Below are 20062 nucleotides of genomic sequence, written 5' to 3' on the forward strand. Positions count from 1 at the left end.
GGCCTTTGGCCAGTTCATCCCCGGGATATTTTCAGCCAGATGAAGATACGGATCAGGTGAACTGGATCAGGTCCCAGCGATTGCCGAACGGATCGCACCAGACGGCGACGGTGCCATAGGGTTCGTGGCGGGGGTCTTCTTCGAAATGGACACCGTTTTCACGCATTGCGGCGTGGTCCCGTTGGAAGTTGTCAGTTTCCAGAAAAAAGCCGACACGGCCGCCTGTTTGATTGCCGATGGCGGCCTTTTGGTCGGGACCGTCAGCCTGTGCGAGCAAAAGCGATGCGCCTCCGGAACCCGGTGGCGCAACACGAACCCATCGCTTGCCTTCGCCAAGCGCAATATCCTGCAACAGCGCAAAATTCAGTGTTTCGGTATAGAATGCAATCGCCTCGTCGTAATCCGGAACCACCAGCGTGACGGCGTGCAGGTTTTGGCGCATGGATGCTGTTCAGCCTTTGGTCGGGTGGCGGTCAGGCAGCTGAATATTGGCGACTTGTTCCGCAATCGGAGCTGTAGACAATGGATGATGCTGCGCGTCAGGCAGGCCATCAGGATCCCGGATAGGTTTCCATTCGTTTTGAATATACGCTTCCAGACCCGAGAACCGGGCCTTGTATCCCATTTTGGGACTGCCCGGAACCCAATAACCCAGGTACACGTAAGGCAGGCCGGCCTCGCGCGCGATATCGATATGATCGAGGATCATGTAGGTGCCAAGCGAATTGGACGGTTGGGCGGGGTCGTAAAAGGAATAGACCATGCTGAGCCCGTCATCGAGCACATCTGTCAGGCTGACAGCGATCAGATTGCCGGTTTTGGGGTCAGCATATTCAACCACGCGACTGCGGATCGGCGTTTCCTCGATCATCGCGGCGAACTCGAAAACGTCCATGTCCGCCATACCGCCATCGGCGTGGCGGGTATCGAGATAGCGGCGAAACAGCTCGTACTGTTCGTCCGTCGCCCAGGGGGAATTGGCGCGGCGCTCCAGACCCTCATTGCGTTTTGCGGCGCGTCTCTGGCTTTTGTTGGGTTGAAAGGCCGACACGTCGATCCGGGCGGACAGGCAGGCGGCGCAGTCCGTGCAGGACGGGCGATAGAGTACATTCTGGGAGCGGCGAAAACCCTGTTGGGACAACGAGTTATTCAACTGATCGGCGCCATCACCCTGAAGGGCGGTGAACAATTTACGCTCCATCCTGCCCTCAAGATAAGGACAGGGCTGTGGTGCCGTCACATAGAATTGTGGCGCTATTGGCAGCGTGTGTCGCATGAAAGTCCCGTGTTTCCCGCAACGCGATGATAGCAACGCTTCCGCGAGCCGCCAAGTGATTCAAGGCGTCGGTTCTTTTATGCCCGCTGGTTGATCATGACGGTTCCAAGGAACGCGTCGGTCAGCCCCTGGCAGCGGGAACTGGTCAGCATCATGATGACAGAGATGATCTGGATTACGAAGAATGCCATGCTGACAAAATAGCCGGCGGTATGGGCCAGTGCTTTGCCGGTATCCATCCGGGCACCGAAGGCATCGCGCAATTCAATGTTCATGAAGCGCATTCCCAGCGTCGCGGATCCGTTAGAGATGGTGACAACCCGGTACACAAAGCTGATGATCCCGTAGATCAGGGGCAGGAAGAAAACGCCCATTCCAAATGTCAGGAAGACCGGGACGATGCAAAGAAGCGAGATGAAGGCGATGTCGAAAAGCCATGCGACAAAGCGTTTGGTCGCCACGGACTGATAGAATTCAGGCTGGCGGTCGGGATCGGGCAGGTGGGTCATCAAAGGAATTCCGGGAGGTTATGCAGGTGTACCCTGTCCCGAATGACGGGACAGGGCAAGGCTGGATCAGGCGCGCTCGCCGTTTTCCGGCTCATCATGGTTTTCGCGGGCGCGTTCATCCATGAACTGGTCGAATTCGGCCTTGTCCTTGGCTTCGCGCAGGCGATGCAGAAATGCTTCGAAATCTGCCTGTTCACGCTCCAGTCGGGCCAGCGTGTCGGCCTTGTAGGCGTCAAATGCGCTGTTGCCCGAAGGTTTCATGGCGCTCATGTGGCTGTGCCAGGTTTTGCGGCGGCTGCAGGATTTGCTGAACATACGTTTGCTCCAGATCATGTAGGCCAGAAGGGCCAGGCCAATCGGCCAGAAAATGATGAAACCAAGCACCATGACGGCGATCCAGGCGCCTTTGCCTTTGTCGTCAAGCCAGGCCTCGGAACGGTGCAGCCATCCCGGGTTTTGGGGAGTGGCGTGGTCGGACAATGCGGTCATTTCAGGTCTCCGGGGTTGATGTAAATCGTCTTCACATCACCAAGATGGGAGCGGTAAAACCGGGTTGCAAGGGGCAATGTGAAAAAGATTTACATTTTGGCAATTTCCTCAACTGCGGTTGACGCAGGGGCGTCACGCGCGCAGGTTCCGGCTATGGATGACCGCGAATACAAATCCGCCCCGACATTGAAAGAAATCCTTTCGCTTGAACGCCAGGTCTGGACGGCGCTGGTCGAGGGGGACGCGACGGCTGACCGGGCCTTGCTGAGCCCGGATTTCTTAGGCGTATACCCAACGGGCTTTGCGAACCGTGACGCTCATGTCGGGCAGTTCGCGGATGCGCCGACGATGGCCAGTTTTGAACTCGGCGATGCGAGGCTCCGGGTTTTGACGGAGGACATCGTATTGCTGAGTTATCGCGCTGACTACACGCGCCCGAATTCGAAGATGAAAGAGGCGATGTTGATTTCATCTCTTTGGGAAAGGCGGCACGGCGTTTGGGTGAACAGTTTCAGTCAGGACACGCCTTTGACCGGAGAGTGACCGGATTGTCTCATTGACGTTGCTCAACGGTGATGCGCAACCTGCGCGCATGACAGATGCACTTGCCATTATTCGCGCACCGCTTGCCTATGATCCCGTTTTGGGGGCCGAGACGCGGGCGTTGGTGCCCGATCTGACCAGTGAACAAGGTGATCTGATCGCCGGAACCGCCGGTTCCAGTCCTTATCTGAAAAGCCTTGTTGAACGAGAGGCCGAATGGCTGTCGGGCGCATTGCACCACCCTGATCAGGCGCTGGCAGATGTGATGGATACCGCCCGTGCTTTGCCGCCGGATCAGTTGAAACCGGGGCTGCGGCAGGCCAAGCGGCGCGTGGCCTTGCTGACCGCGCTTGCCGATCTGTCCGGGGCCTGGCCTCTGGAAAAAGTGACCGCAGCGCTGACCGATTTTGGTGCGCTGGCAGCGGATGTCGCCGCCAAGGCGGAAATCGCGGCTCTGATCAGACGCGGTAAACTGCCGGGAATGACCGAGGAAGATGTTGTAAACGCTGCGGGAATGGTCATCCTGGCTATGGGCAAGATGGGTGCGCACGAACTGAATTACAGTTCGGACATCGATCTGATCGTCTTGTTCGACGAGACACGTTTCGAACCGGATGATTTCTATGACGCGCGGCAAAGCATGGTGCGCGCGACCCGCAATTTCTGCGCCACGCTGAGCGAGAAAACCGCTGATGGCTATGTCTTCCGCACCGATCTGCGCCTGCGTCCCGACCCGGCCGTAACACCGGTTTGCTTGGCGATGGAAGCGGCTGAACGGTACTATGAAAGCCTGGGTCGCACATGGGAACGCGCCGCCTATATCAAGGCGCGCCCCTGCGCGGGCGATATTGCCGCCGGAGACAGGTTTCTTGACGCGCTGCGCCCATTTGTCTGGCGCCGCCATCTGGACTTTGCAGCGATTCAGGACGCCCACGACATGCGCTTGCGCATTCGGGAAAACAAGGGGACCGGCGGCACGCTGACCATTCCCGGCCATGACATGAAACTGGGGCAGGGTGGCATTCGGGAAATCGAGTTCTTCACCCAGACACGCCAGTTGATTGCGGGTGGCCGCGACCCGGATCTGCGGCTGCGCGCAACGGTTCCGGGGTTGGCGGCGCTGGCGAACAAGGGGTGGGTGCCGCAGGACGTTTCAGAAAAGCTCAGCGATCATTACCGTGCTCATCGCGAGGTTGAGCACCGCATCCAGATGATTCACGACGCCCAGACCCACAAGGTTCCGAAATCCGAAGACGGAATTGAACGCGTCGCCTGCCTGATGGGGATCAGCAGCGCCGCGTTGCAATCGGACCTGACCCGCAGGCTGACCGAAGTACATGAACTGACCGAAGGGTTTTTCGCCCCGGGGCATGGCCAACGGCCGACCTCGGTAGAAAGCGTAGAATTTGACAAGAACGTTTTAGCCCGCTGGCCGACTTACCCCGCTTTGCGCTCGCAGCGCGGCGCACGGATATTCGAACGCCTGAAGCCCGAATTGCTCTCGCGTCTGGCCAAGACAGCCCAGCCCGACGAGGCGTTGCAGGCGCTTGATGGGTTTCTGGCCGGATTGCCCGCCGGGGTTCAGTTGTTTTCCCTGTTCGAAGCCAACCCGCAACTGATCGACCTGCTGATCGATATTGTCGGTACTTCGCACGCACTGGCCACGCATCTGTCGCGCAACGCTTCGGTTTTTGATGCCGTTATTGGCGGCAGTTTCTTTGCCGATTGGCCCGGGCAGGCCGCGCTTGAGGCTGAGTTGACGCAGGCGTTGTCTGGTGAGGACGATTATGAATCCCGGCTGGATCTGGCACGGCGCTGGTGCAAGGAATGGCATTTCCGCATCGGTGTACACCACCTGCGCGGATTGATTGACGGTGTAGAGGCCGGGCGGCAATACGCCGAACTGGCTCATGCCGTGATCGCCGCAATCCTGCCCTGCGTGGCCGAACAGTTTGCCCGCAAACATGGTCCGGCGCCGGGGCGCGGGGCCGTGGTTCTGGGCATGGGCTCGCTAGGGGCGGGGCAGATCAACTCGCAATCCGATCTAGACATGATTGTCATCTATGATCCGCTGGATCAGGATATGTCGGACGGGCCGCGTCCGTTGGGCACGCGTCCGTATTTTGCCCGATTTACACAGGCCCTGATCACCGCCTTGTCTGCACCGATGTCGCAAGGACGGCTTTACGAGGTCGACATGCGCCTGCGCCCCTCCGGCAATCAGGGTCCGGTGGCTACAAGCTGGGCCAGTTTTACCAATTACCAGAAAAATGAGGCCTGGGTGTGGGAACATCTGGCGCTGACCCGTGCCCGCGTCGTGGGCGGTGACCCGGACCTTGGCGATGCGATCGAAACCTTCCGCGCAGATTTCATGGCGCAGCCGCGCGATCGGGACAAGATCTTGCGGGAGGTCGCCGAAATGCGGGAACGGCTTGCCGCCGCAAAATCGCCGGCTGGTATCTGGGATGCCAAGAACGGCCCGGGGCGGATGATGGATATCGAACTGATGGCCGAAACCGGAGCGTTGCTGGCCGGCATTCCTCAACGCGACGTGCATTCCGGGCTGGATGGCGCGGTCGCTGCCGGGTTGCTGGATGTCGCGCAGGCACAATCCCTGAAGGACTGTTACGACCTATGCTGGTCGGTACAATGCGCTGCGCGACTGCTGTCGGGCAAAGTGATCGAGGCAGATCAGATCGGCGAAGGCGGCACCGCCTTCCTTTGCCGGGCCACCGGATTTGACCAGGTCAGCCAGTTGCAGAACGCGCTGCAGGAAAGCTACGATACGGCCGCCCGGCTGATCGGGATGGTGATGCAAGGGGAAGACGATGGGCCGAAACTCTGATCCAAACGATCACAAGGGTCTGATACTCGAAGCCTATCGCATAGACGGCATCACTTTGCCCGAATGCCGCAGTATCTTTCTGGACTGGGCGCTCAGCTTGCCTGCGGATCGTGATCAGACGCAGGCCCTGACCGAGTTGCACGCGGCTTATGCAACTGAAAATGCTGAACATCCTATGACGAAGGTGCTGCGTGAGGGGCTTCAAACCGCTCAGGCTCCGAAGCGGCGCGGCGGCTGGCGCGGGCGCGACAGGTAAACAAGGGGTTTCGCAGGCCCGCGTTCGCCACTAAGAGGGCGTCATGACCCAGCCTGCTGAAACAGATCGCCCTTCCATCCGTCTGAAACCCAAGGCCAATGCGCGCGGTCTGCGCCATGGTTTTCCCTGGGTTTATGCCAATGACATCGTCACCGACCGCCGCACGCGAAAAATCCCGGCTGGTTCGCTTGCCGTTCTGGAAGATGACAAACGGGCGCCGATAGCGCTAGTGGCGGTCAACCCGGATTCAAAAATCATGTGCCGCGTTCTCGATCGCGATCTGAACGCACGGCTTGATGCAGCGTGGTTCGAAACTCGCCTGACACGGGCGCTGGAGATGCGCGAGCGTTTGTACGACGCACCCTATTACCGCCTCGTGCATGCCGAGGCTGACGGATTCCCCGGTGTCATCATCGATCGTTTTGGTGACGCCTGCGTGATCCAGCCCAACGCCGCTTGGGCCGAAGCTCATCTGGACAGGCTGACCGATGCGCTGGTCAAGGTGACCGGGGTTTCCACGGTGCTCAAGAATGCCTCTGGTCGTACGCGCGGGCTGGAAGGGCTGGATGATGTGAACATGACCCTGCGCGGTACGGCCCCGGATGCTCCGTTGCCCGTTCCGATGAATGGCGCGACCTACATGGCCGATCTGACGGGCGGCCAGAAAACCGGTCTGTTCTACGATCAGCGCCCAAATCACGCCTTTGCCGCCAGACTGGTGCACCCCGGTGCTCAGGTACTGGACGTGTTCAGCCATGTGGGCGGCTTCGGTCTGGCGATGTTGGCGGGCGGCGCTGCTGGTGCGCTATCCGTGGATGGATCTGCGGCAGCGCTGGATCTGGCGACCAAGGGGGCTGCGGCCTCGGGCTTTTCCGACCGCTTCAGCACGCGGCAGGGTGATGCGTTCGATGTTTTGACCCAGTTGGGCGATGAAGGAGCCCGCTTTGACGTTGTGGTCTGCGACCCCCCGGCATTTGTACCTTCGAAACAAGCGCTTGATGCCGGTTTGCGGGCCTATGAACGTATTGCGCGTCTGGCCGCCCCGCTGGTCAAACCCGACGGGTATCTGGGCTTGTGCTCCTGTTCTCACGCGGCGGATCTGGGCCGCTTCAGGGACGCATCCGCCCGCGGGATCGGGCGGGCCGGGCGGCGGGCGCAACTGATCCACACAGGTTTCGCCGGTTCCGACCACCCGCAGCTGCCGCAACTGGCCGAAAGCGGCTACCTAAAAGCGGTGTTCTTCCGGTTGTGAAGGCGGTTCTGGACACCTGCGTCATCTACCCCACGGTGATGCGAGAGATGCTGCTGGGCGCGGCCCGTCTGGGCCATTTCACACCTGTCTGGTCGGACCGTATCCTCGAGGAATGGGCCCGTGCCGCGCGCAAGCTGGGCCCCGACGGTGAAATGCAGGCCCGCGCCGAAATCGCTTTGACACAGACGCAATGGCCGGGCGCAGCAAAGTCAGCGGCTCCGGGTATCGAAAACCGTCTGTGGTTGCATGATGCTGCGGACATCCACGTGCTGGCAACAGCAATCGCCAGTTCCGCTGATGTGATTGTCACGGTAAACGCCAAGGATTTTCCAAGGAACCTTCTGGCCGAAGAGGGACTTGACCGCGTCGACCCCGATACATTTCTGTATGGTTTCTGGACTACCGACCCCAACGGAATGGCCCAAAACGCCGCGCGCGTTCTGGCCGAAGCCAACCGTCTGTCCGGCGATCAATGGACCTTGCGCGCGCTCATGAAAAAAGCCCGCCTGCCGCGTCTGGGCAAAGCGCTGCATACGACTTCTGTTTGAAAGTCCCTCGGAGAGCGAAAGGGGCGGCGCCCCCAAGTTCCGACCCTATGCGTTTGATCCCCAACGCTGTTCAAGGACTTCCAGCGCCGCAATCCGCTCATCTGTCTTCGGATGGCTCATCAACCAGGCCGGAACGACACCGGCGCGCTGCTGGGTCAGGCCTTCCAGCTTGTGAAACAGTGATTTCTGCGGGCCAATTCCGATCCCTGCCTTGGTCAGAAGCGCAGCGGCATACTCATCCGCCTCATACTCATCGCCACGCGACAGTCGCGATGCCAGCAGATGCGTCAGCATATTGGCAATCCAGGCACCGATGAAGGGAATGAACCGGTTCAGCAGCAGCATCAGCGCTGCGCGCAAAGCGTTCTGCCCGGAAAAGTCGATCATCCGCCGCCTTGCATGTCCAAGCGCAACATGGCCCAGCTCATGAGCGATGACGCTGGCCATTTCTTCGGCGGAAACCTCTCCGTTTGCGAATTTCCGGTAAAAGCCGCGTGTGATGAAGATGCGGCCATCCGGCGAGGCCAGCCCGTTAACCGGATCAATCTCGTAAATATAGACCGGCACCCGATCCACATTCAAAGCGACAGCCAGCCGGTCGGTCATCCGCTTCAGTGCCGGGTCTGCCAGCTCGGTCGATTTGGCATCCAGTTCCCGATGCGTGCGCCAGACCGAGATGCGATACATCACAACGGCATAGGCTATGGCCAGCAGGATCGGGGTCAGTCGAAGCATAGTTCAGATATGGGCGTGCAGGCCGGTCAGGGCAACCTGAATTCTCGGATTGAACGCTTGTTTTGATCTGGGCATTTGAACTCAGGTTTCGACCAGATTGTAATGCTTTATCAATCTGCTTTCGACCAGTTCAGCCTCGGCGGGGTCGATATGCGGGCTGGCGTAATCCTCCCCGACAAAGGCTTTCAGGGCGTCCAAACTCTCCCAAACCATGACAAAACTGAATTCTCTGGGGGTCTCTTTCCGCGGCGCACCGGGAAGCACATTTACGATTCCCCTGGTGCTTTTCATAAGCGGAATAGCGGTTTCATGGAAAAACCTGCCAAACTCTTCCTCTTTGCCAGGGCGTTTTACAACCTGAAAGATGCGAATGATCATTTTCGTGTACCTCTCCGACATGGTGAGAATGTTACATCATAACATGGTGCGCCTTGCGCCCGGCTCCCCTGGCGTTACCGCGTCAGTTCGCGCATCCCTTGCTCCAGTCCAGCCAGTGTCATTGGCACCATGCGATCCTCGAAAATCTCGCGGATCATTCCGATCGAGTGAGTGTATTCCCAGTATTTCTCGGGGACCGGATTGATCCACAGGTTCGACGTCCACTGCTCGCGCGCGCGTTGCAGCCAGACCTGACCGGCTTCTTTGTTCCAATGCTCGTTCGCGCCACCGGGATAGGCGATCTCGTAAGGGCTCATCGAAGCGTCGCCGACAAAGATACACTTGTAGTCCGGACCATAGGTGCGCAGCACTTCGTGGGTCGGTGTCTGTTGATCCCAACGACGGCGATTGTCGCGCCAGACGCCTTCATAGAGGCAGTTGTGGAAATAGTAATATTCAAGATGCTTGAACTCGGTCCGGGCGGCCGAGAACAGCTCCTCGACCACCTTGATGTGCGGGTCCATCGAACCGCCCACGTCCAGAAACAGCAGCACTTTTACGGCGTTGTGACGTTCAGGCCGGGTTTTGACATCCAGATAGCCGTGTTCTGCCGTGGCCCGGATGGTTCCGTCCAGATCCAGTTCTTCGGCAGCCCCTTCACGGGCCCAGCGACGCAGGCGTTTCAGTGCCACTTTGATGTTGCGGGTGCCAAGTTCAACTGTGTCGTCTAAGTTTCTGAATTCACGCTTATCCCAGACCTTGACCGCGCGCTGATGGCGGCTTTCCTTTTGACCGATCCGGACGCCTTCGGGGTTGTAGCCATAGGCGCCGAACGGCGAGGTTCCGGCGGTGCCGATCCACTTGTTGCCACCCTGGTGGCGGCCTTGCTGCTCTTTCAGACGCTCGCGCAGCGTCTCCATCAGCTTGTCAAATCCGCCCAGAGCCTCGATTTCGGCCTTTTCCTCGTCACTAAGGTGCTTTTCAGCCATCTTGGCAAGCCAGTCGGCGGGGATATCGACCGCCTCCAGCACCTGATCGAAACTGATCTCGTTCAGTCCTTCGAAGCTGGCGGCAAAGGCCCGGTCGAATTTGTCGATGTTACGTTCGTCCTTCACCATCGACACACGAGCGAGGTAATAGAAGGCCTCAACATCATAGGTGGCCAGCCCTTTTTTCATCCCTTCCAGAAACGTCAGATACTCGCGCAGAGACACCGGAATGCCTGCTTTGCGAAGGTTTTCGAAGAAGGGCAGAAACATCGGATCAGGCTACCAGACGAACCAGGATCAGGGACATCACCAAACCTGCCAGTGCGAACGCGATGCCGTATCCGGCGGCGTATTGTGCAATGTCCGCCCCGGACCCATTGCGTTTTCGCGCGGTCAGCGCCCCCAGAATTGCGCCCAGAACCGCCATGCCCAGAACCACTACCATTCGCCCGTCATCCGTTGTTTTCAGTGTTGGCGTTCGTCGCGGCGACTTCCTGAGTCACGGAACGCATTACCAGATCCGAGCCGAAGCCGTATCTTGCCCACCCAAGACTGTCCAGCCTGACGGCGCGTGCCTGTTCCGGGCGACCGGCCTGATTGAGAGCTTCGGATTTCAACAGCAGCAGCGTGGCCAGGATCGAGGCGTTTTCGGCCTTTGTCATGACATCAATCGCGTTGTCCAGTTGAGGCAGAACCTCCGGCCCTCTGCCTTGCGCCAGCGAATAGGCAGCGGTCTGTGTGGTGACATGCGCCCTATGAACTTCGGTGCCGGGGGTCTGCATCAGATATTGCATGGCAATGTCGTACTGACGTTTCGCTTCCAGCGGGTCATCGAACTGGGCCATGCGGCCCAACAGATAGTGTGGGTAAGCGCGGCGATGATCTGTCCAGCCGCGCGCTTTTCCGATCCGCGCTGCGTTCTCGGCTGCCCGGACCTGTCTGGACGAGCCCTGACCCGGCCCAAGCGCCTTCTGTATCGCAACAATCCACTCGCGCGGCGTTTCCGAAACGGGTTGCTTCGGCAATCTGTCACCGCGTGGGTTTAGGCGGCTCAGAACTCCGGGCAGGGCGGCCGCGACCTGTTCAGGGGTCATGCCGTTGCGCAGTTCGGGCGCGTAGGCGGTGCGCAGGATCAGCATGTCAAAGCCGGTCAGGACGGTGTGGATATTGTCGTCGTTGAAAACCGAATCCGGCAGGTGGTACAGGTCATTCAGCGGCCCCAGCGCTTGCGCCAGTTCCTCGTGAAGGCAGTCGCGCATTTCCTGTGGGCTAACGTCGTATGGGATGAAAATCCCCAGACGTTCGCGCTTGCGCAATTCGGTCCAGTTGCTTTTGCGTTTACGCCGGTCGCGGCGGTATTCTTCAAAACTGGATGCGTTTGGCACCACAAAACAGGCGGCATTGGGCAAGATGCTGTGGATTTGTTTCTGACCGACCGCCTCGATGGTAATGTTGGCCTGACCGTCCCTGATCTGACGGATGTCGATCCCGGCTTCACGTTGCAGGCGGGTCAGCAACCTGGTCAGATCGCGTTGCATGCTGGCGGTCGGAGTGCCGGTCAATCGGACAGTGACCGGACCTTCAAAGCGCGTGAACACGGGCAGAACCGCGCCGGATTCCAGTGCGAAATGCAGCGACATAAAATCAGCAGCGATGTTTCCGTTCGAGCGCGCGGGCGGCATCGGATAAGATCTTGTGAACATCTTTGCCGGGGGCAGCACGCTTTCCACCGCTTGCACCCGGGTCGGGGGTTCCGTCGTTTTGACAGACGCACAGCCCGCCAATGCGGCCGCCAGACAAAGAGCAACCCATCGCATCATGGACGCTGATACCTGATAAACGGAGTCTGCTTTCCAATGCGGTCGTAGAGTTTTCGGGCAGTATGATTGAAACCCTGGGTCAACCAGTAGACTGACGGCGCACCTTGGCGATCCGCCTCGTCATAGACCGCCTGGATTAGTGCCCGCCCGACACCCGTGCCGCGCGCTTCGGGGCGTGTGAACAGATCCTGCAGATAGCAAACCTGTTCAACCTTCCAGGCGTGGCGGTGAAACAGGAAATGAGTCAGCCCGATCAGTTGCCCGTCCAGTTCGGCAACGAAACAGGAAAAATCACTTGGGTCATCTCCCAGAAGACGGGAAAAGGTCGTGTTATAGACGTCGTCCGGAACCGATGTTTCGTAGAACGCCAGGTAGTCGCGCCACATGTCGGACCACTGATCCCGGTCCTCGTTACGCAAGGGGCGAACTGTTGGGGCGTCGGGCATCTGTTGCAGATCCTGTCAATTCATGTCGGTCTCGGGGCGCGATGCGCCGGGGCTGGCCGGAGTTATGCTGACATCCGGTCGGACCCAAGGCAACCCGCGATCACCCGATGTTCAGCCATATCGGCGGAATTACCGCTTGCTGCGCGCCATGAAAGCAAGGCGTTCGAACAAATGCACGTCCTGCTCGTTCTTAAGCAGTGCGCCATGCAGCTTGGGCAGAGCGTTGACACCATCACGCTTCAGGTCTTCGGCTGTCAGATCCTCGGCCAGAAGTAGCTTGAGCCAGTCCAGCACTTCCGAGGTCGAAGGTTTTTTCTTCAACCCCTGAGTTTCGCGGATTTCGTAGAACTGGGTCAGGGCCGTGGTCAGCAGCGCGTCCTTGATGCCTGGGTGGTGCACGTCGACGATCCGGCGCATCGTGGCCTCATCCGGAAAGCGGATGTAGTGGAAGAAGCAGCGGCGCAGGAATGCGTCGGGCAGTTCTTTTTCGTTGTTCGAGGTAATGATTGCGATCGGCCGGTTTTTGGCGCGGATGGTCTCTCCGGTCTCGTAGACATGGAACTCCATCTTGTCGAGCTCCTGCAGCAGGTCGTTTGGAAACTCGATATCGGCCTTGTCGATCTCATCGATCAGCAGAACGACCTTTTCGTCCGTCTCGAATGCCTGCCACAGCTTGCCCTTGCGGATGTAGTTCGACACGTCGTGCACGCGCTCTTCGCCCAGCTGGCTGTCGCGCAGGCGGCTGACGGCATCGTATTCATACAGACCCTGTTGCGCGCGCGTGGTCGACTTTATGTTCCATTCGATCATTCTCAGACCCAGCGCACCGGCCACCTGCTTGGCCAGTTCGGTCTTGCCAGTACCGGGTTCACCTTTGACCAGCAACGGGCGTTCAAGGGTCACAGCGGCATTGACGGCGATATTGAGGTCGTCTGTGGCAACATATTCGGCTGTACCTTGGAAACGTGTGGTCATTGGGCCCCCGTGTCGTATCGTGCCCGTCATGGGCGGAATTTGCGCCCCTTGGGGTACAGAGGGCGGGCGGGTTTGACAACCCGCGCCGCTGCGTCCGTGCAGGCAAAATTGCAGCCCGGGAAGGCCTGGGAATTGATTCGCCCTCATCCTAAAGTTGCGCTGTTAACAAACTGCCCGGAAAAGGCCCGGAAAACTCCACAGAAAAACAAGGTTTTCCCTTGCAAAGTATCATTATTAGATACTGACATGATGACGGCGCAGCAGTCCGGGTTTTGTGTAGTGACATTCCCTGCGCCGTCGGATAAATGCTGCGCAGAGGGGGTGCCAAATGTCAGGTGAAACGACCGCGACCGACGTTTCTGGCCGTACCGAGGGAGCACAAATGAAACAGGAAGTTTTTCTGCCGGAAGATTATCGACCGGCCGAAGATGAACCGTTCATGAACGACCGCCAGCTTGAATATTTTCGACGCAAGCTGACCGATTGGAAGAATGAACTTTTAGCAGGCAGCCGCGATACCATCGAAGGGTTGCAGGGCAACACGCGTAACATCCCTGATGTCGCCGACCGCGCAAGCGAGGAAACCGACCGCGCGCTGGAACTGCGTACCCGTGATCGTCAGCGCAAGCTGGTGGCTAAGATCGACTCGGCACTGCGCCGGATTGACGAAGGCGAGTACGGGTATTGCGAGATGACGGGCGATCCGATCTCGCTTAAGCGACTGGATGCGCGTCCGATTGCGACCATGACGCTTGAGGCGCAAGAGCGTCACGAGCGCCGCGAAAAAGTCCACCGCGACGATTAACCGCCGGAATATTGCAATTCAAAAACGCCGGGGCCATTGGCTCCGGCGTTTTTTGTGCGGTAAGTCTGATTCATGAATACTCAGGGTTTGAAAATCGCGGTTGTGGGTGCGGGAATCGGCGGCCTTGCCGCTGCCACCGCATTGCGTCAGACCGGAGCTGATGTGGTGGTCCTTGAACAGGCCAGCGACATCAGCGAGGTCGGGGCCGGGTTGCAGATCAGTGCCAACGGCATGGTGGTGCTGAAAGCATTGGGTGCGGTGAGTGGCGCCATCGAATCTGGCCAGCGGTCCTATGGAACGGTTTTGCGTGATTACAAAACCGGCCGCTTCATCAGCCGAATACGGGAACCTTCGGCAGGTCCCACTTATTACTATCACCGGGCGGACCTGATTGAATTGCTGCTGAACTCCGCCCAGGCGGCTGGCGTGGAAATCCGTTTGAACAGCCAAGTTCAGGACATCCGGGAAGACGACGATAGTGTCGAGATCCGGATGGCAAACGGTGATCTGCTGACGGTCGATTGTCTGATCGCGGCAGATGGCGGCCGCAGCGCCATTCGTCCCTATCTGAACGGAGAAGAGATACCAGGTTTTTCCCATCAGGTTGCCTGGCGCGCGACAATCCCCTGGAGTGTCGAGCTGAGCGCACCCAAGGCGCATTTGACGATGGGGCCGGGGCAGCATGTCGTGACTTATCCCCTGCGGGATAAGAGCCTTATGAACATTGTCGCGATCGAGGAACGATCAGACTGGCAACAGGAAGACTGGCGCCTTGCGGGTGATCCGGAGGAATTGCGCCAACGGTTCTCGGATTTTGGCGGAAAAGTGCGTGAGATTCTGGGCGAAGTGCAAGAGACTTTTGTCTGGGCGCTTCACCTTCGGCCGGTTGCACGGAAATGGCAGAATGGACGCATTGCCTTGCTGGGGGATGCCGCCCATCCGACGCTTCCGTTCATGGCGCAGGGCGCCTGTCTCGCACTGGAAGATGCACTGATACTGGCGCGTTCGTTTCAGGCCGACAGTCTGGCGGATGCGCTTGGCAATTATGAAACCGCGCGCGCTGCGCGCGCCAGACAGGTAGTCGAAACGGCAACTGCCAATGCGCGCAACTTTCATCTGCGCGGGCCGATGCGCGTAGCAGCACAGATGGCACTGACCGCAATGGGGCCGCGACTGGGGCGGCGGTATGAGTGGATCTACAGTTACGACGCCACGGCGTGACGATTTACAGATCGAAATCGACCCAGACCGGAACGTGGTCGGATGGTTTTTCCTGTCCGCGAACCTCGGCATCGATCCGGCAATCGCGCATCAGGTCGGCCGCCTGAGGGGTCAGCAGAAAATGGTCAATGCGAATACCGTCATTCTTGTTCCAGGCCCCGGCCTGATAGTCCCAGAATGAATAGTGGCCCGGCCCCTGCGTGCGTGCCCGAAACGCCTCGGTAAACCCAAGGTTCAGGATCTTGCGAAACGCTGCACGGCTTTCCGGACGAAACAGGGCGTCCTCGCGCCAGGCGTCCGGACGTTTGGCATCTTCGGCCTGAGGGATGATGTTGTAGTCACCGGCCATCAAGGCGGGCTCTTCACTGGCCAACAGATCTTTGGCCCGCTCATAAAGCCGGTCCATCCACGCCAGTTTGTAATCGTATTTCGGTCCCGGAACGGGATTTCCGTTCGGCAGATACAAACCGCAAATGCGCAGAGCCTTTTTGCCGACGACAGTCGCCTCGACCCAGCGTGCCTGTTCATCCGCATCATCGCCCGGCAATCCGCGGGTCACGTCCTCTAGCGGCAACTTGGACAGGATGGCCACGCCATTGAAACTTTTCTGGCCGTGGGTCTCGACGTTGTATCCCCGCTCTTCGAACATTTCCCGTGGGAAATTCTCGTCTACCGATTTGATTTCCTGAAGAAGCACCACATCCGGTTGCGCATCGTCCAGCCACCGGGGCAGCGCTTCGGCCCGCGCCTTGATGCCATTGATGTTGAATGTGGCGATTTTCATGCGCGGTCCTCCGTGGCTTTGGGCAACCTATCGCCCAGAAAAGGCCCTGCGGCAAGATCATGGGCGGATTTGCGAGGCTCGGCCTCGCCGTTCGAGGTTCTTAAGACAGAAGCAGAGCAGGGACCATGCTTCTTTTGTCTGTAAACGCCTTGGGGGAGTCGGGTCTTTCCCGGGGTGGGGTAGAGCCCCCATTTGAGTCGCTACATTGAGAAAGATGTGCCGCAGCCACAGGAGGACGTGGCATTGGGATTATCAATCACAAACCGCGCCCCGATCAGTTCCTGCGAGAAATCGATCACCGCATTTTCAAGAAACGGCAACGAGACCGAGTCCACAATGACCTTCTGGCCTTTTCCTTCCAGAACAAGGTCATCCTCTTTCGGGACATCCAGCGCGATTTCGTATTGAAAACCGGAACATCCGCCGCCTTCCACTGCAACGCGCAGGGCCTGACCCTGATCTGCCGCGCCGATTTCAGCCAGTCGATCAAAAGCGCGTTCTGTAACTGTCGGAGGCAGATTCATGCCGGGCTCCAAAGGTTTATTTCCGCATTACCTTACAATATAGAAATTGCAAGGACAGGCGACAAGGACAAGACTATTGGAGCGAGCGTGTTTTGCCTCGGATCCGGGCCGCGCAAGGGGGCGGCTAGTTCCCGAGGAGGAAAGCAGTTTCCGGTCATGCTTTCAGCGCGACCGGGACAGGATCATTCATGCCAGCGCGTTTCGACGCCTCAAGCACAAGACGCAGGTGTTTGTCGAGCATGAGGGTGACAGCTATCGCACGCGCCTGACCCATTCCATCGAAGTCGCTCAGGTCGCGCGCACGATTGCTGGCGCGTTGCGGCTGAACCCCGAACTGACCGAGGCCGTCGCGCTTGCTCATGATCTGGGGCATACACCTTTCGGGCACACCGGCGAGGACGCATTGCACGCTTTGATGAAACCCTATGGCGGCTTTGATCATAACGCCCAAGCCATTCGGATCGTCACGAGGCTGGAGCGCCATTATGCCGAGTTTGATGGTTGCAACCTGACCTGGGAATGTCTGGAAGGCATCGCAAAGCACAACGGCCCGGTTGTCGGTGACCTGCCGTGGGCACTGGCGGAATGCAATCAGGGTTTCGACCTTGAACTGCACACCCATGCAAGTGCCGAGGCTCAGGTGGCTGCGCTGTCGGATGACATTGCCTATAACAACCACGACCTGCTGGATGGCTTGCGCGCAGGTTTGTTTTCGGACGATGAGATCCTGCAACTTCCTATCGTCGGCGATTGCTACTCGGAAGTGGATCAAAAATACCCGGGTCTGGACGCGTACCGTCGTCGGCATGAAGCGCTTCGGCGGGTCTTTGGTGTTATGGTCGCTGATGTCATCGACACATCAACCAAACTGATTGCGGCTTCCGGCGCGCAATCGGTCGAGGATACTCGCAACCTTGGCTATCCGGTTGTGCGGTTCTCAGACGACTTGTGGGCGCGGCTCCGGGAAATCCGGGCCTTCTTGTTTTCGCGCATGTATCGCGCGCCCAGCGTCATGAAAGTGCGGGCCGAGGTCGGCAAAGTTGTCGAAGACCTGTTCCCCATCTACTTGAGCGATCCGAAACAGATGCCCGCGCGCTGGCACGAGGACATCGAAGCCGCCCAAGGTGAAACCGCGTTGGCGCGCATAGTCTCGGACTATATCGCCGGTATGACGGACCGGTTCGCCTTGCAGGATCACGCAAGGCTGACCGGTGTTTCAGCTACGAAGGACTGACTACTCGACCCCGATATAGGCCAGCGCCCAGACCTGTTGCCCGGATTGTGTCTGGGCCAGGTCGGTGTCATCGGTGGGCGGAAAAACGATCATGGTGGGGCCATAGCCGCCGATCCCCATTGGTGCGCCATCTGCGTGGGTTGCAACAATGGGCTTGTGGGTGGCGATGCTGTCCCATGCAATTTCCGCTTGATAGCCGTCCATGGCCATGGGCCTGGCAGTTTTGCCTTCCGCACCCGCCATCTTCATCACGTCCGACAGAAGCGGCCCGGAAAAGGCAATCTCTCGCTTGTTTCCTTCTCGGCCATAGGTGATTGAAATCTCGGTCTGTTCCAGCGCATCCAGCATTGCCGCATCAAAGCCTGCGCCGCCATCGTGCTGGACCTCGAGGTATCCCAGCAATCCGCCGTCATTTTCGCTGCGCGCGGGCAGGTTTGTCTGGGATACCGCACCGCCCAGGGTCAGCAACACGTGGCCTTGGGGCGAAGGCATATCCGCCCAAACCGGCAGGGATGTTGTCAGCAGCAGGGCAAGGGGCTGGGCAAGGCGCATAAATGGTACTCCTGTTGGTGGTTTTTGCCGACATTAGCCCGGTTCACGTCTAAACCAAGCCTAAACTGATCGCTTCCATTGACCTTGCCGCTTTGCGTGGTAAACCGCCGGGCAAGCAAAAGGACATCCGAAATGAACCTGTTTTCCGAGATTCGCGGCCTCGTTCTGGACGCGCTGGCACAGATGCAGTCCGAAGGCGCTTTGCCAGAAAGGCTGAGCTTTGACAACGTGGCGGTCGAACCGCCGCGCGATGCCGCACATGGCGACATGGCGACGAATGCAGCGATGGTGTTGGCGAAGCCAGCAAAGATGAAGCCGCGCGACATTGCCGATGTTCTGGCCGGGAAACTGGCGGCGGATGACCGGATCACCAGTGCCGAAGTAGCCGGACCGGGCTTTTTGAACCTGCGGCTCGCGCCATCCGTGTGGCAGGGTGTTCTGGCTGCTGTGCTTGAGAAGGGCACAGACTATGGCCGTTCGACCATGGGTCACGGGCAGAAAGTGAACGTGGAATACGTGTCCGCAAACCCCACCGGTCCGCTGCACGTGGGCCATACGCGGGGCGCGGTGTTCGGGGATGCTTTGGCAAGCTTGCTGGCATATTCGGGTCATGACGTGACGCGTGAATATTACATCAACGACGGCGGCGCGCAGGTCGATGTGCTGGCGCGGTCTGCCTATGAACGCTATCGCGAGGCCAACGGACTGAGCCCCGAGATCGCCGAAGGGCTGTACCCCGGGGATTACCTGATCCCGATCGGTGAAGCGCTGAAAGACAAATACGGCGACAGCCTGATCGACAAGCCGGAAAGCGAATGGCTGGAAGAGCTGCGCGAGTTCGCAACCGATGCGATGATGGATCTGATCCGGGCCGATCTGAAGGCGCTGGGCGTCGAAATGGACGTGTTCTTCTCCGAAAAGTCGCTCTACGGCACGGGCCGGATCGAGGCGGCGCTGCAATCGCTGACCGACAAGGGCCTGATCTACGAAGGTGTGCTGGAACCACCCAAGGGCAAAAAGCCCGAGGATTGGGAACCGCGCGAGCAGACCCTGTTCAAGTCGACCGAGCATGGCGACGATGTCGACCGTCCGGTCAAGAAGTCGGACGGCAGCTGGACTTATTTCGCCCCGGACATCGCCTATCACTATGACAAGGTGAGCCGCGGCTTCGACGCGCTGATCGATGTGTTCGGCGCGGACCACGGTGGCTATGTCAAACGGATGAAGGCGGCTGTATCGGCGCTGTCCGATGGCAAGGTGCCGCTGGATATCAAGCTGACCCAGTTGGTGAAACTGTGGAAGAATGGCGAGCCGTTCAAGATGTCAAAACGGGCAGGGAACTTTGTCACTCTGCGCGATGTGGTCGATCAGGTTGGGCCAGACGTGACCCGTTTTGTCATGCTGACCCGCAAGAACGACGCGCCGTTGGATTTCGATTTCGACAAGGTGCTGGAACAGAGCCGCGAGAACCCCGTGTTCTACGTGCAATACGCCCATGCCCGCGTCATGAGCGTGCTGCGCCGCGCAGCCGAGGCGGGGATTGCCACGGATGACGCGACCCTTGCTGGGGCGGATTTGGGCAAGAACGACCATGCCTCTGAACTGACGGTCGCCAAGAAACTGGCCGAATGGCCGCGTCTGGTGGAAATCGCCGCGCGTACCAACGAGCCGCACCGGGTTGCATTCTACCTGTACGAGCTTGCAGGCGACTTCCACGCGCTGTGGAACAAAGGCAATGACGAAACCCAACTGCGCTTTATCCAGGATGGCGATGTTGCCACAAGCCAGTCGAAAATCGCTTTGGCCCGGGCCGTTTCTGTTGTGATTTCAGCGGGCTTGGGTATTCTTGGCGTCACTCCGGCGCAGGAGATGCGGTAACCA

The 20062-nt window shown here is 58.9% G+C and carries 23 protein-coding genes; 9 read left to right on the top strand and 14 right to left on the bottom strand.

Annotated elements, in window-relative coordinates:
- Positions 1 to 52: 52 nt before the first annotated feature.
- The 4 genes from AC2FIR_RS01480 to AC2FIR_RS01495 all read right to left on the bottom strand — a co-directional run bounded on the left by AC2FIR_RS01480 (position 53) and on the right by AC2FIR_RS01495 (position 2274).
- Positions 53 to 442 carry a VOC family protein gene (locus tag AC2FIR_RS01480; RefSeq protein WP_170805525.1) on the bottom strand — a complete coding sequence of 130 codons (390 nt, stop codon included), beginning with the start codon at positions 440 to 442 and terminating at the stop codon, positions 53 to 55.
- A 9-nt stretch (positions 443 to 451) separates the two neighbouring features.
- Positions 452 to 1276 carry an arginyltransferase gene (locus AC2FIR_RS01485; RefSeq protein WP_496743781.1) on the bottom strand — a complete coding sequence of 275 codons (825 nt, stop codon included), beginning with the start codon at positions 1274 to 1276 and terminating at the stop codon, positions 452 to 454.
- A gap of 77 nt (positions 1277 to 1353) precedes the next feature.
- Positions 1354 to 1785: an RDD family protein gene (locus AC2FIR_RS01490; protein ID WP_480490121.1), complete on the bottom strand. Its 432-nt coding sequence runs from the start codon at positions 1783 to 1785 to the stop codon at positions 1354 to 1356.
- Positions 1786 to 1851: 66 nt separating this feature from the next.
- Positions 1852 to 2274, bottom strand: coding sequence for a DUF2852 domain-containing protein (locus tag AC2FIR_RS01495; RefSeq protein WP_170619150.1), 423 nt, complete (start codon positions 2272 to 2274; stop codon positions 1852 to 1854).
- Positions 2275 to 2352: 78 nt separating this feature from the next.
- On the opposite strand from AC2FIR_RS01495, the gene AC2FIR_RS01500 reads away from it, so the two are divergent.
- From AC2FIR_RS01500 to AC2FIR_RS01520, 5 genes are read left to right on the top strand one after another with little or no spacing between them, the layout of a single operon-like run.
- Positions 2353 to 2817, top strand: a complete 465-nt coding sequence (locus tag AC2FIR_RS01500) for a DUF4440 domain-containing protein (RefSeq protein ID WP_496743783.1) — start codon at positions 2353 to 2355, stop codon at positions 2815 to 2817.
- A 49-nt stretch (positions 2818 to 2866) separates the two neighbouring features.
- Positions 2867 to 5662, top strand: coding sequence for a bifunctional [glutamate--ammonia ligase]-adenylyl-L-tyrosine phosphorylase/[glutamate--ammonia-ligase] adenylyltransferase (gene glnE, locus AC2FIR_RS01505; protein WP_496715105.1), 2796 nt, complete (start codon positions 2867 to 2869; stop codon positions 5660 to 5662).
- Positions 5646 to 5918: a hypothetical protein gene (locus AC2FIR_RS01510; RefSeq protein WP_170610450.1), complete on the top strand. Its 273-nt coding sequence runs from the start codon at positions 5646 to 5648 to the stop codon at positions 5916 to 5918. The genes glnE and AC2FIR_RS01510 overlap by 17 nt, the downstream gene beginning before the upstream one ends.
- Positions 5919 to 5961: 43 nt before the next feature.
- Positions 5962 to 7170, top strand: a complete 1209-nt coding sequence (locus AC2FIR_RS01515; RefSeq protein ID WP_170610452.1) for an RSP_2647 family RNA methyltransferase — start codon at positions 5962 to 5964, stop codon at positions 7168 to 7170.
- Complete coding sequence (locus AC2FIR_RS01520) at positions 7167 to 7718, top strand: RSP_2648 family PIN domain-containing protein (RefSeq protein ID WP_496743787.1); 552 nt, start codon at positions 7167 to 7169, stop codon at positions 7716 to 7718. Before AC2FIR_RS01515 ends, AC2FIR_RS01520 begins: the two co-directional genes overlap by 4 nt.
- 45 nt (positions 7719 to 7763) lie before the next feature.
- Here AC2FIR_RS01520 and AC2FIR_RS01525 read toward each other — a convergent pair whose 3' ends face one another.
- The 7 genes from AC2FIR_RS01525 to AC2FIR_RS01555 form a co-directional block, all read right to left on the bottom strand.
- The gene (locus tag AC2FIR_RS01525; protein WP_496743789.1) at positions 7764 to 8453 is read right to left on the bottom strand and encodes a M48 family metallopeptidase; all 690 of its coding nucleotides are present in this window, start codon (positions 8451 to 8453) and stop codon (positions 7764 to 7766) included.
- Between the two features lie 81 nt (positions 8454 to 8534).
- Positions 8535 to 8831, bottom strand: a complete 297-nt coding sequence (locus AC2FIR_RS01530) for an antibiotic biosynthesis monooxygenase family protein (protein ID WP_496761832.1) — start codon at positions 8829 to 8831, stop codon at positions 8535 to 8537.
- Positions 8832 to 8905: 74 nt separating this feature from the next.
- Complete coding sequence (locus AC2FIR_RS01535) at positions 8906 to 10090, bottom strand: vWA domain-containing protein (RefSeq protein ID WP_170805533.1); 1185 nt, start codon at positions 10088 to 10090, stop codon at positions 8906 to 8908.
- A gap of 4 nt (positions 10091 to 10094) precedes the next feature.
- Positions 10095 to 10265 carry a hypothetical protein gene (locus AC2FIR_RS01540; RefSeq protein WP_170610462.1) on the bottom strand — a complete coding sequence of 57 codons (171 nt, stop codon included), beginning with the start codon at positions 10263 to 10265 and terminating at the stop codon, positions 10095 to 10097.
- A 7-nt stretch (positions 10266 to 10272) separates the two neighbouring features.
- Positions 10273 to 11640, bottom strand: coding sequence for a DUF2927 domain-containing protein (locus AC2FIR_RS01545; protein ID WP_496743792.1), 1368 nt, complete (start codon positions 11638 to 11640; stop codon positions 10273 to 10275).
- On the bottom strand, positions 11637 to 12086 hold the full coding sequence (locus AC2FIR_RS01550; protein ID WP_496743794.1) for a GNAT family N-acetyltransferase: 450 nt from the start codon (positions 12084 to 12086) through the stop codon (positions 11637 to 11639). Before AC2FIR_RS01550 ends, AC2FIR_RS01545 begins: the two co-directional genes overlap by 4 nt.
- Before the next feature lie 129 nt (positions 12087 to 12215).
- Positions 12216 to 13061 (bottom strand): AAA family ATPase, encoded by an 846-nt coding sequence (locus tag AC2FIR_RS01555; RefSeq protein WP_496743796.1) that lies wholly within the window; start codon positions 13059 to 13061, stop codon positions 12216 to 12218.
- 382 nt (positions 13062 to 13443) lie between these two features.
- Here AC2FIR_RS01555 and dksA point away from each other — a divergent pair, with 382 nt between their 5' ends.
- Entirely contained in the window at positions 13444 to 13866 is a 423-nt protein-coding gene (gene dksA, locus AC2FIR_RS01560; RefSeq protein ID WP_170610471.1) for an RNA polymerase-binding protein DksA, read from the top strand.
- 72 nt (positions 13867 to 13938) lie between these two features.
- Entirely contained in the window at positions 13939 to 15087 is a 1149-nt protein-coding gene (locus AC2FIR_RS01565) for an FAD-dependent monooxygenase (RefSeq protein ID WP_496761836.1), read from the top strand.
- A gap of 4 nt (positions 15088 to 15091) precedes the next feature.
- Here AC2FIR_RS01565 and xth read toward each other — a convergent pair whose 3' ends face one another.
- Both xth and AC2FIR_RS01575 read right to left on the bottom strand, forming a co-directional pair.
- Positions 15092 to 15871, bottom strand: coding sequence for an exodeoxyribonuclease III (gene xth / locus AC2FIR_RS01570; protein ID WP_480910969.1), 780 nt, complete (start codon positions 15869 to 15871; stop codon positions 15092 to 15094).
- Between the two features lie 200 nt (positions 15872 to 16071).
- Positions 16072 to 16395: a HesB/IscA family protein gene (locus AC2FIR_RS01575; RefSeq protein WP_480910966.1), complete on the bottom strand. Its 324-nt coding sequence runs from the start codon at positions 16393 to 16395 to the stop codon at positions 16072 to 16074.
- A gap of 76 nt (positions 16396 to 16471) precedes the next feature.
- Between AC2FIR_RS01575 and AC2FIR_RS01580 the strand changes: the two genes are divergently transcribed.
- The gene (locus AC2FIR_RS01580) at positions 16472 to 17629 is read left to right on the top strand and encodes a deoxyguanosinetriphosphate triphosphohydrolase (RefSeq protein ID WP_170610482.1); all 1158 of its coding nucleotides are present in this window, start codon (positions 16472 to 16474) and stop codon (positions 17627 to 17629) included.
- Here AC2FIR_RS01580 and AC2FIR_RS01585 read toward each other — a convergent pair whose 3' ends face one another.
- Positions 17630 to 18181, bottom strand: coding sequence for a putative pterin-binding protein (locus AC2FIR_RS01585; RefSeq protein ID WP_496743800.1), 552 nt, complete (start codon positions 18179 to 18181; stop codon positions 17630 to 17632). It lies immediately after the preceding gene.
- Positions 18182 to 18313: 132 nt separating this feature from the next.
- Here AC2FIR_RS01585 and argS point away from each other — a divergent pair, with 132 nt between their 5' ends.
- Complete coding sequence (gene argS, locus AC2FIR_RS01590) at positions 18314 to 20059, top strand: arginine--tRNA ligase (RefSeq protein ID WP_496743802.1); 1746 nt, start codon at positions 18314 to 18316, stop codon at positions 20057 to 20059.
- The last annotated feature ends 3 nt before the right edge of the window (positions 20060 to 20062 follow it).

The sequence above is a fragment of the Ruegeria sp. CDSB136 genome, assembly GCF_059610965.1.

Excerpts from the sequence above, each read along its gene's own strand:
- AC2FIR_RS01480 (WP_170805525.1), bottom strand. The coding sequence starts at position 442 with ATGCGCCAAAACCTGCACGCCGTCACGCTGGTGGTTCCGGATTACGAC.
- AC2FIR_RS01485 (WP_496743781.1), bottom strand. The coding sequence starts at position 1,276 with ATGCGACACACGCTGCCAATAGCGCCACAATTCTATGTGACGGCACCA.
- AC2FIR_RS01490 (WP_480490121.1), bottom strand. The coding sequence starts at position 1,785 with ATGACCCACCTGCCCGATCCCGACCGCCAGCCTGAATTCTATCAGTCC.
- AC2FIR_RS01495 (WP_170619150.1), bottom strand. The coding sequence starts at position 2,274 with ATGACCGCATTGTCCGACCACGCCACTCCCCAAAACCCGGGATGGCTG.
- glnE (WP_496715105.1), top strand. The coding sequence starts at position 2,867 with ATGACAGATGCACTTGCCATTATTCGCGCACCGCTTGCCTATGATCCC.
- AC2FIR_RS01510 (WP_170610450.1), top strand. The coding sequence starts at position 5,646 with ATGGGCCGAAACTCTGATCCAAACGATCACAAGGGTCTGATACTCGAA.
- AC2FIR_RS01515 (WP_170610452.1), top strand. The coding sequence starts at position 5,962 with ATGACCCAGCCTGCTGAAACAGATCGCCCTTCCATCCGTCTGAAACCC.
- AC2FIR_RS01525 (WP_496743789.1), bottom strand. The coding sequence starts at position 8,453 with ATGCTTCGACTGACCCCGATCCTGCTGGCCATAGCCTATGCCGTTGTG.
- AC2FIR_RS01530 (WP_496761832.1), bottom strand. The coding sequence starts at position 8,831 with ATGATCATTCGCATCTTTCAGGTTGTAAAACGCCCTGGCAAAGAGGAA.
- AC2FIR_RS01535 (WP_170805533.1), bottom strand. The coding sequence starts at position 10,090 with ATGTTTCTGCCCTTCTTCGAAAACCTTCGCAAAGCAGGCATTCCGGTG.
- AC2FIR_RS01540 (WP_170610462.1), bottom strand. The coding sequence starts at position 10,265 with ATGGTAGTGGTTCTGGGCATGGCGGTTCTGGGCGCAATTCTGGGGGCG.
- AC2FIR_RS01545 (WP_496743792.1), bottom strand. The coding sequence starts at position 11,640 with ATGATGCGATGGGTTGCTCTTTGTCTGGCGGCCGCATTGGCGGGCTGT.
- AC2FIR_RS01550 (WP_496743794.1), bottom strand. The coding sequence starts at position 12,086 with ATGCCCGACGCCCCAACAGTTCGCCCCTTGCGTAACGAGGACCGGGAT.
- AC2FIR_RS01555 (WP_496743796.1), bottom strand. The coding sequence starts at position 13,061 with ATGACCACACGTTTCCAAGGTACAGCCGAATATGTTGCCACAGACGAC.
- dksA (WP_170610471.1), top strand. The coding sequence starts at position 13,444 with ATGAAACAGGAAGTTTTTCTGCCGGAAGATTATCGACCGGCCGAAGAT.
- AC2FIR_RS01565 (WP_496761836.1), top strand. The coding sequence starts at position 13,939 with ATGAATACTCAGGGTTTGAAAATCGCGGTTGTGGGTGCGGGAATCGGC.
- xth (WP_480910969.1), bottom strand. The coding sequence starts at position 15,871 with ATGAAAATCGCCACATTCAACATCAATGGCATCAAGGCGCGGGCCGAA.
- AC2FIR_RS01575 (WP_480910966.1), bottom strand. The coding sequence starts at position 16,395 with ATGAATCTGCCTCCGACAGTTACAGAACGCGCTTTTGATCGACTGGCT.
- AC2FIR_RS01585 (WP_496743800.1), bottom strand. The coding sequence starts at position 18,181 with ATGCGCCTTGCCCAGCCCCTTGCCCTGCTGCTGACAACATCCCTGCCG.
- argS (WP_496743802.1), top strand. The coding sequence starts at position 18,314 with ATGAACCTGTTTTCCGAGATTCGCGGCCTCGTTCTGGACGCGCTGGCA.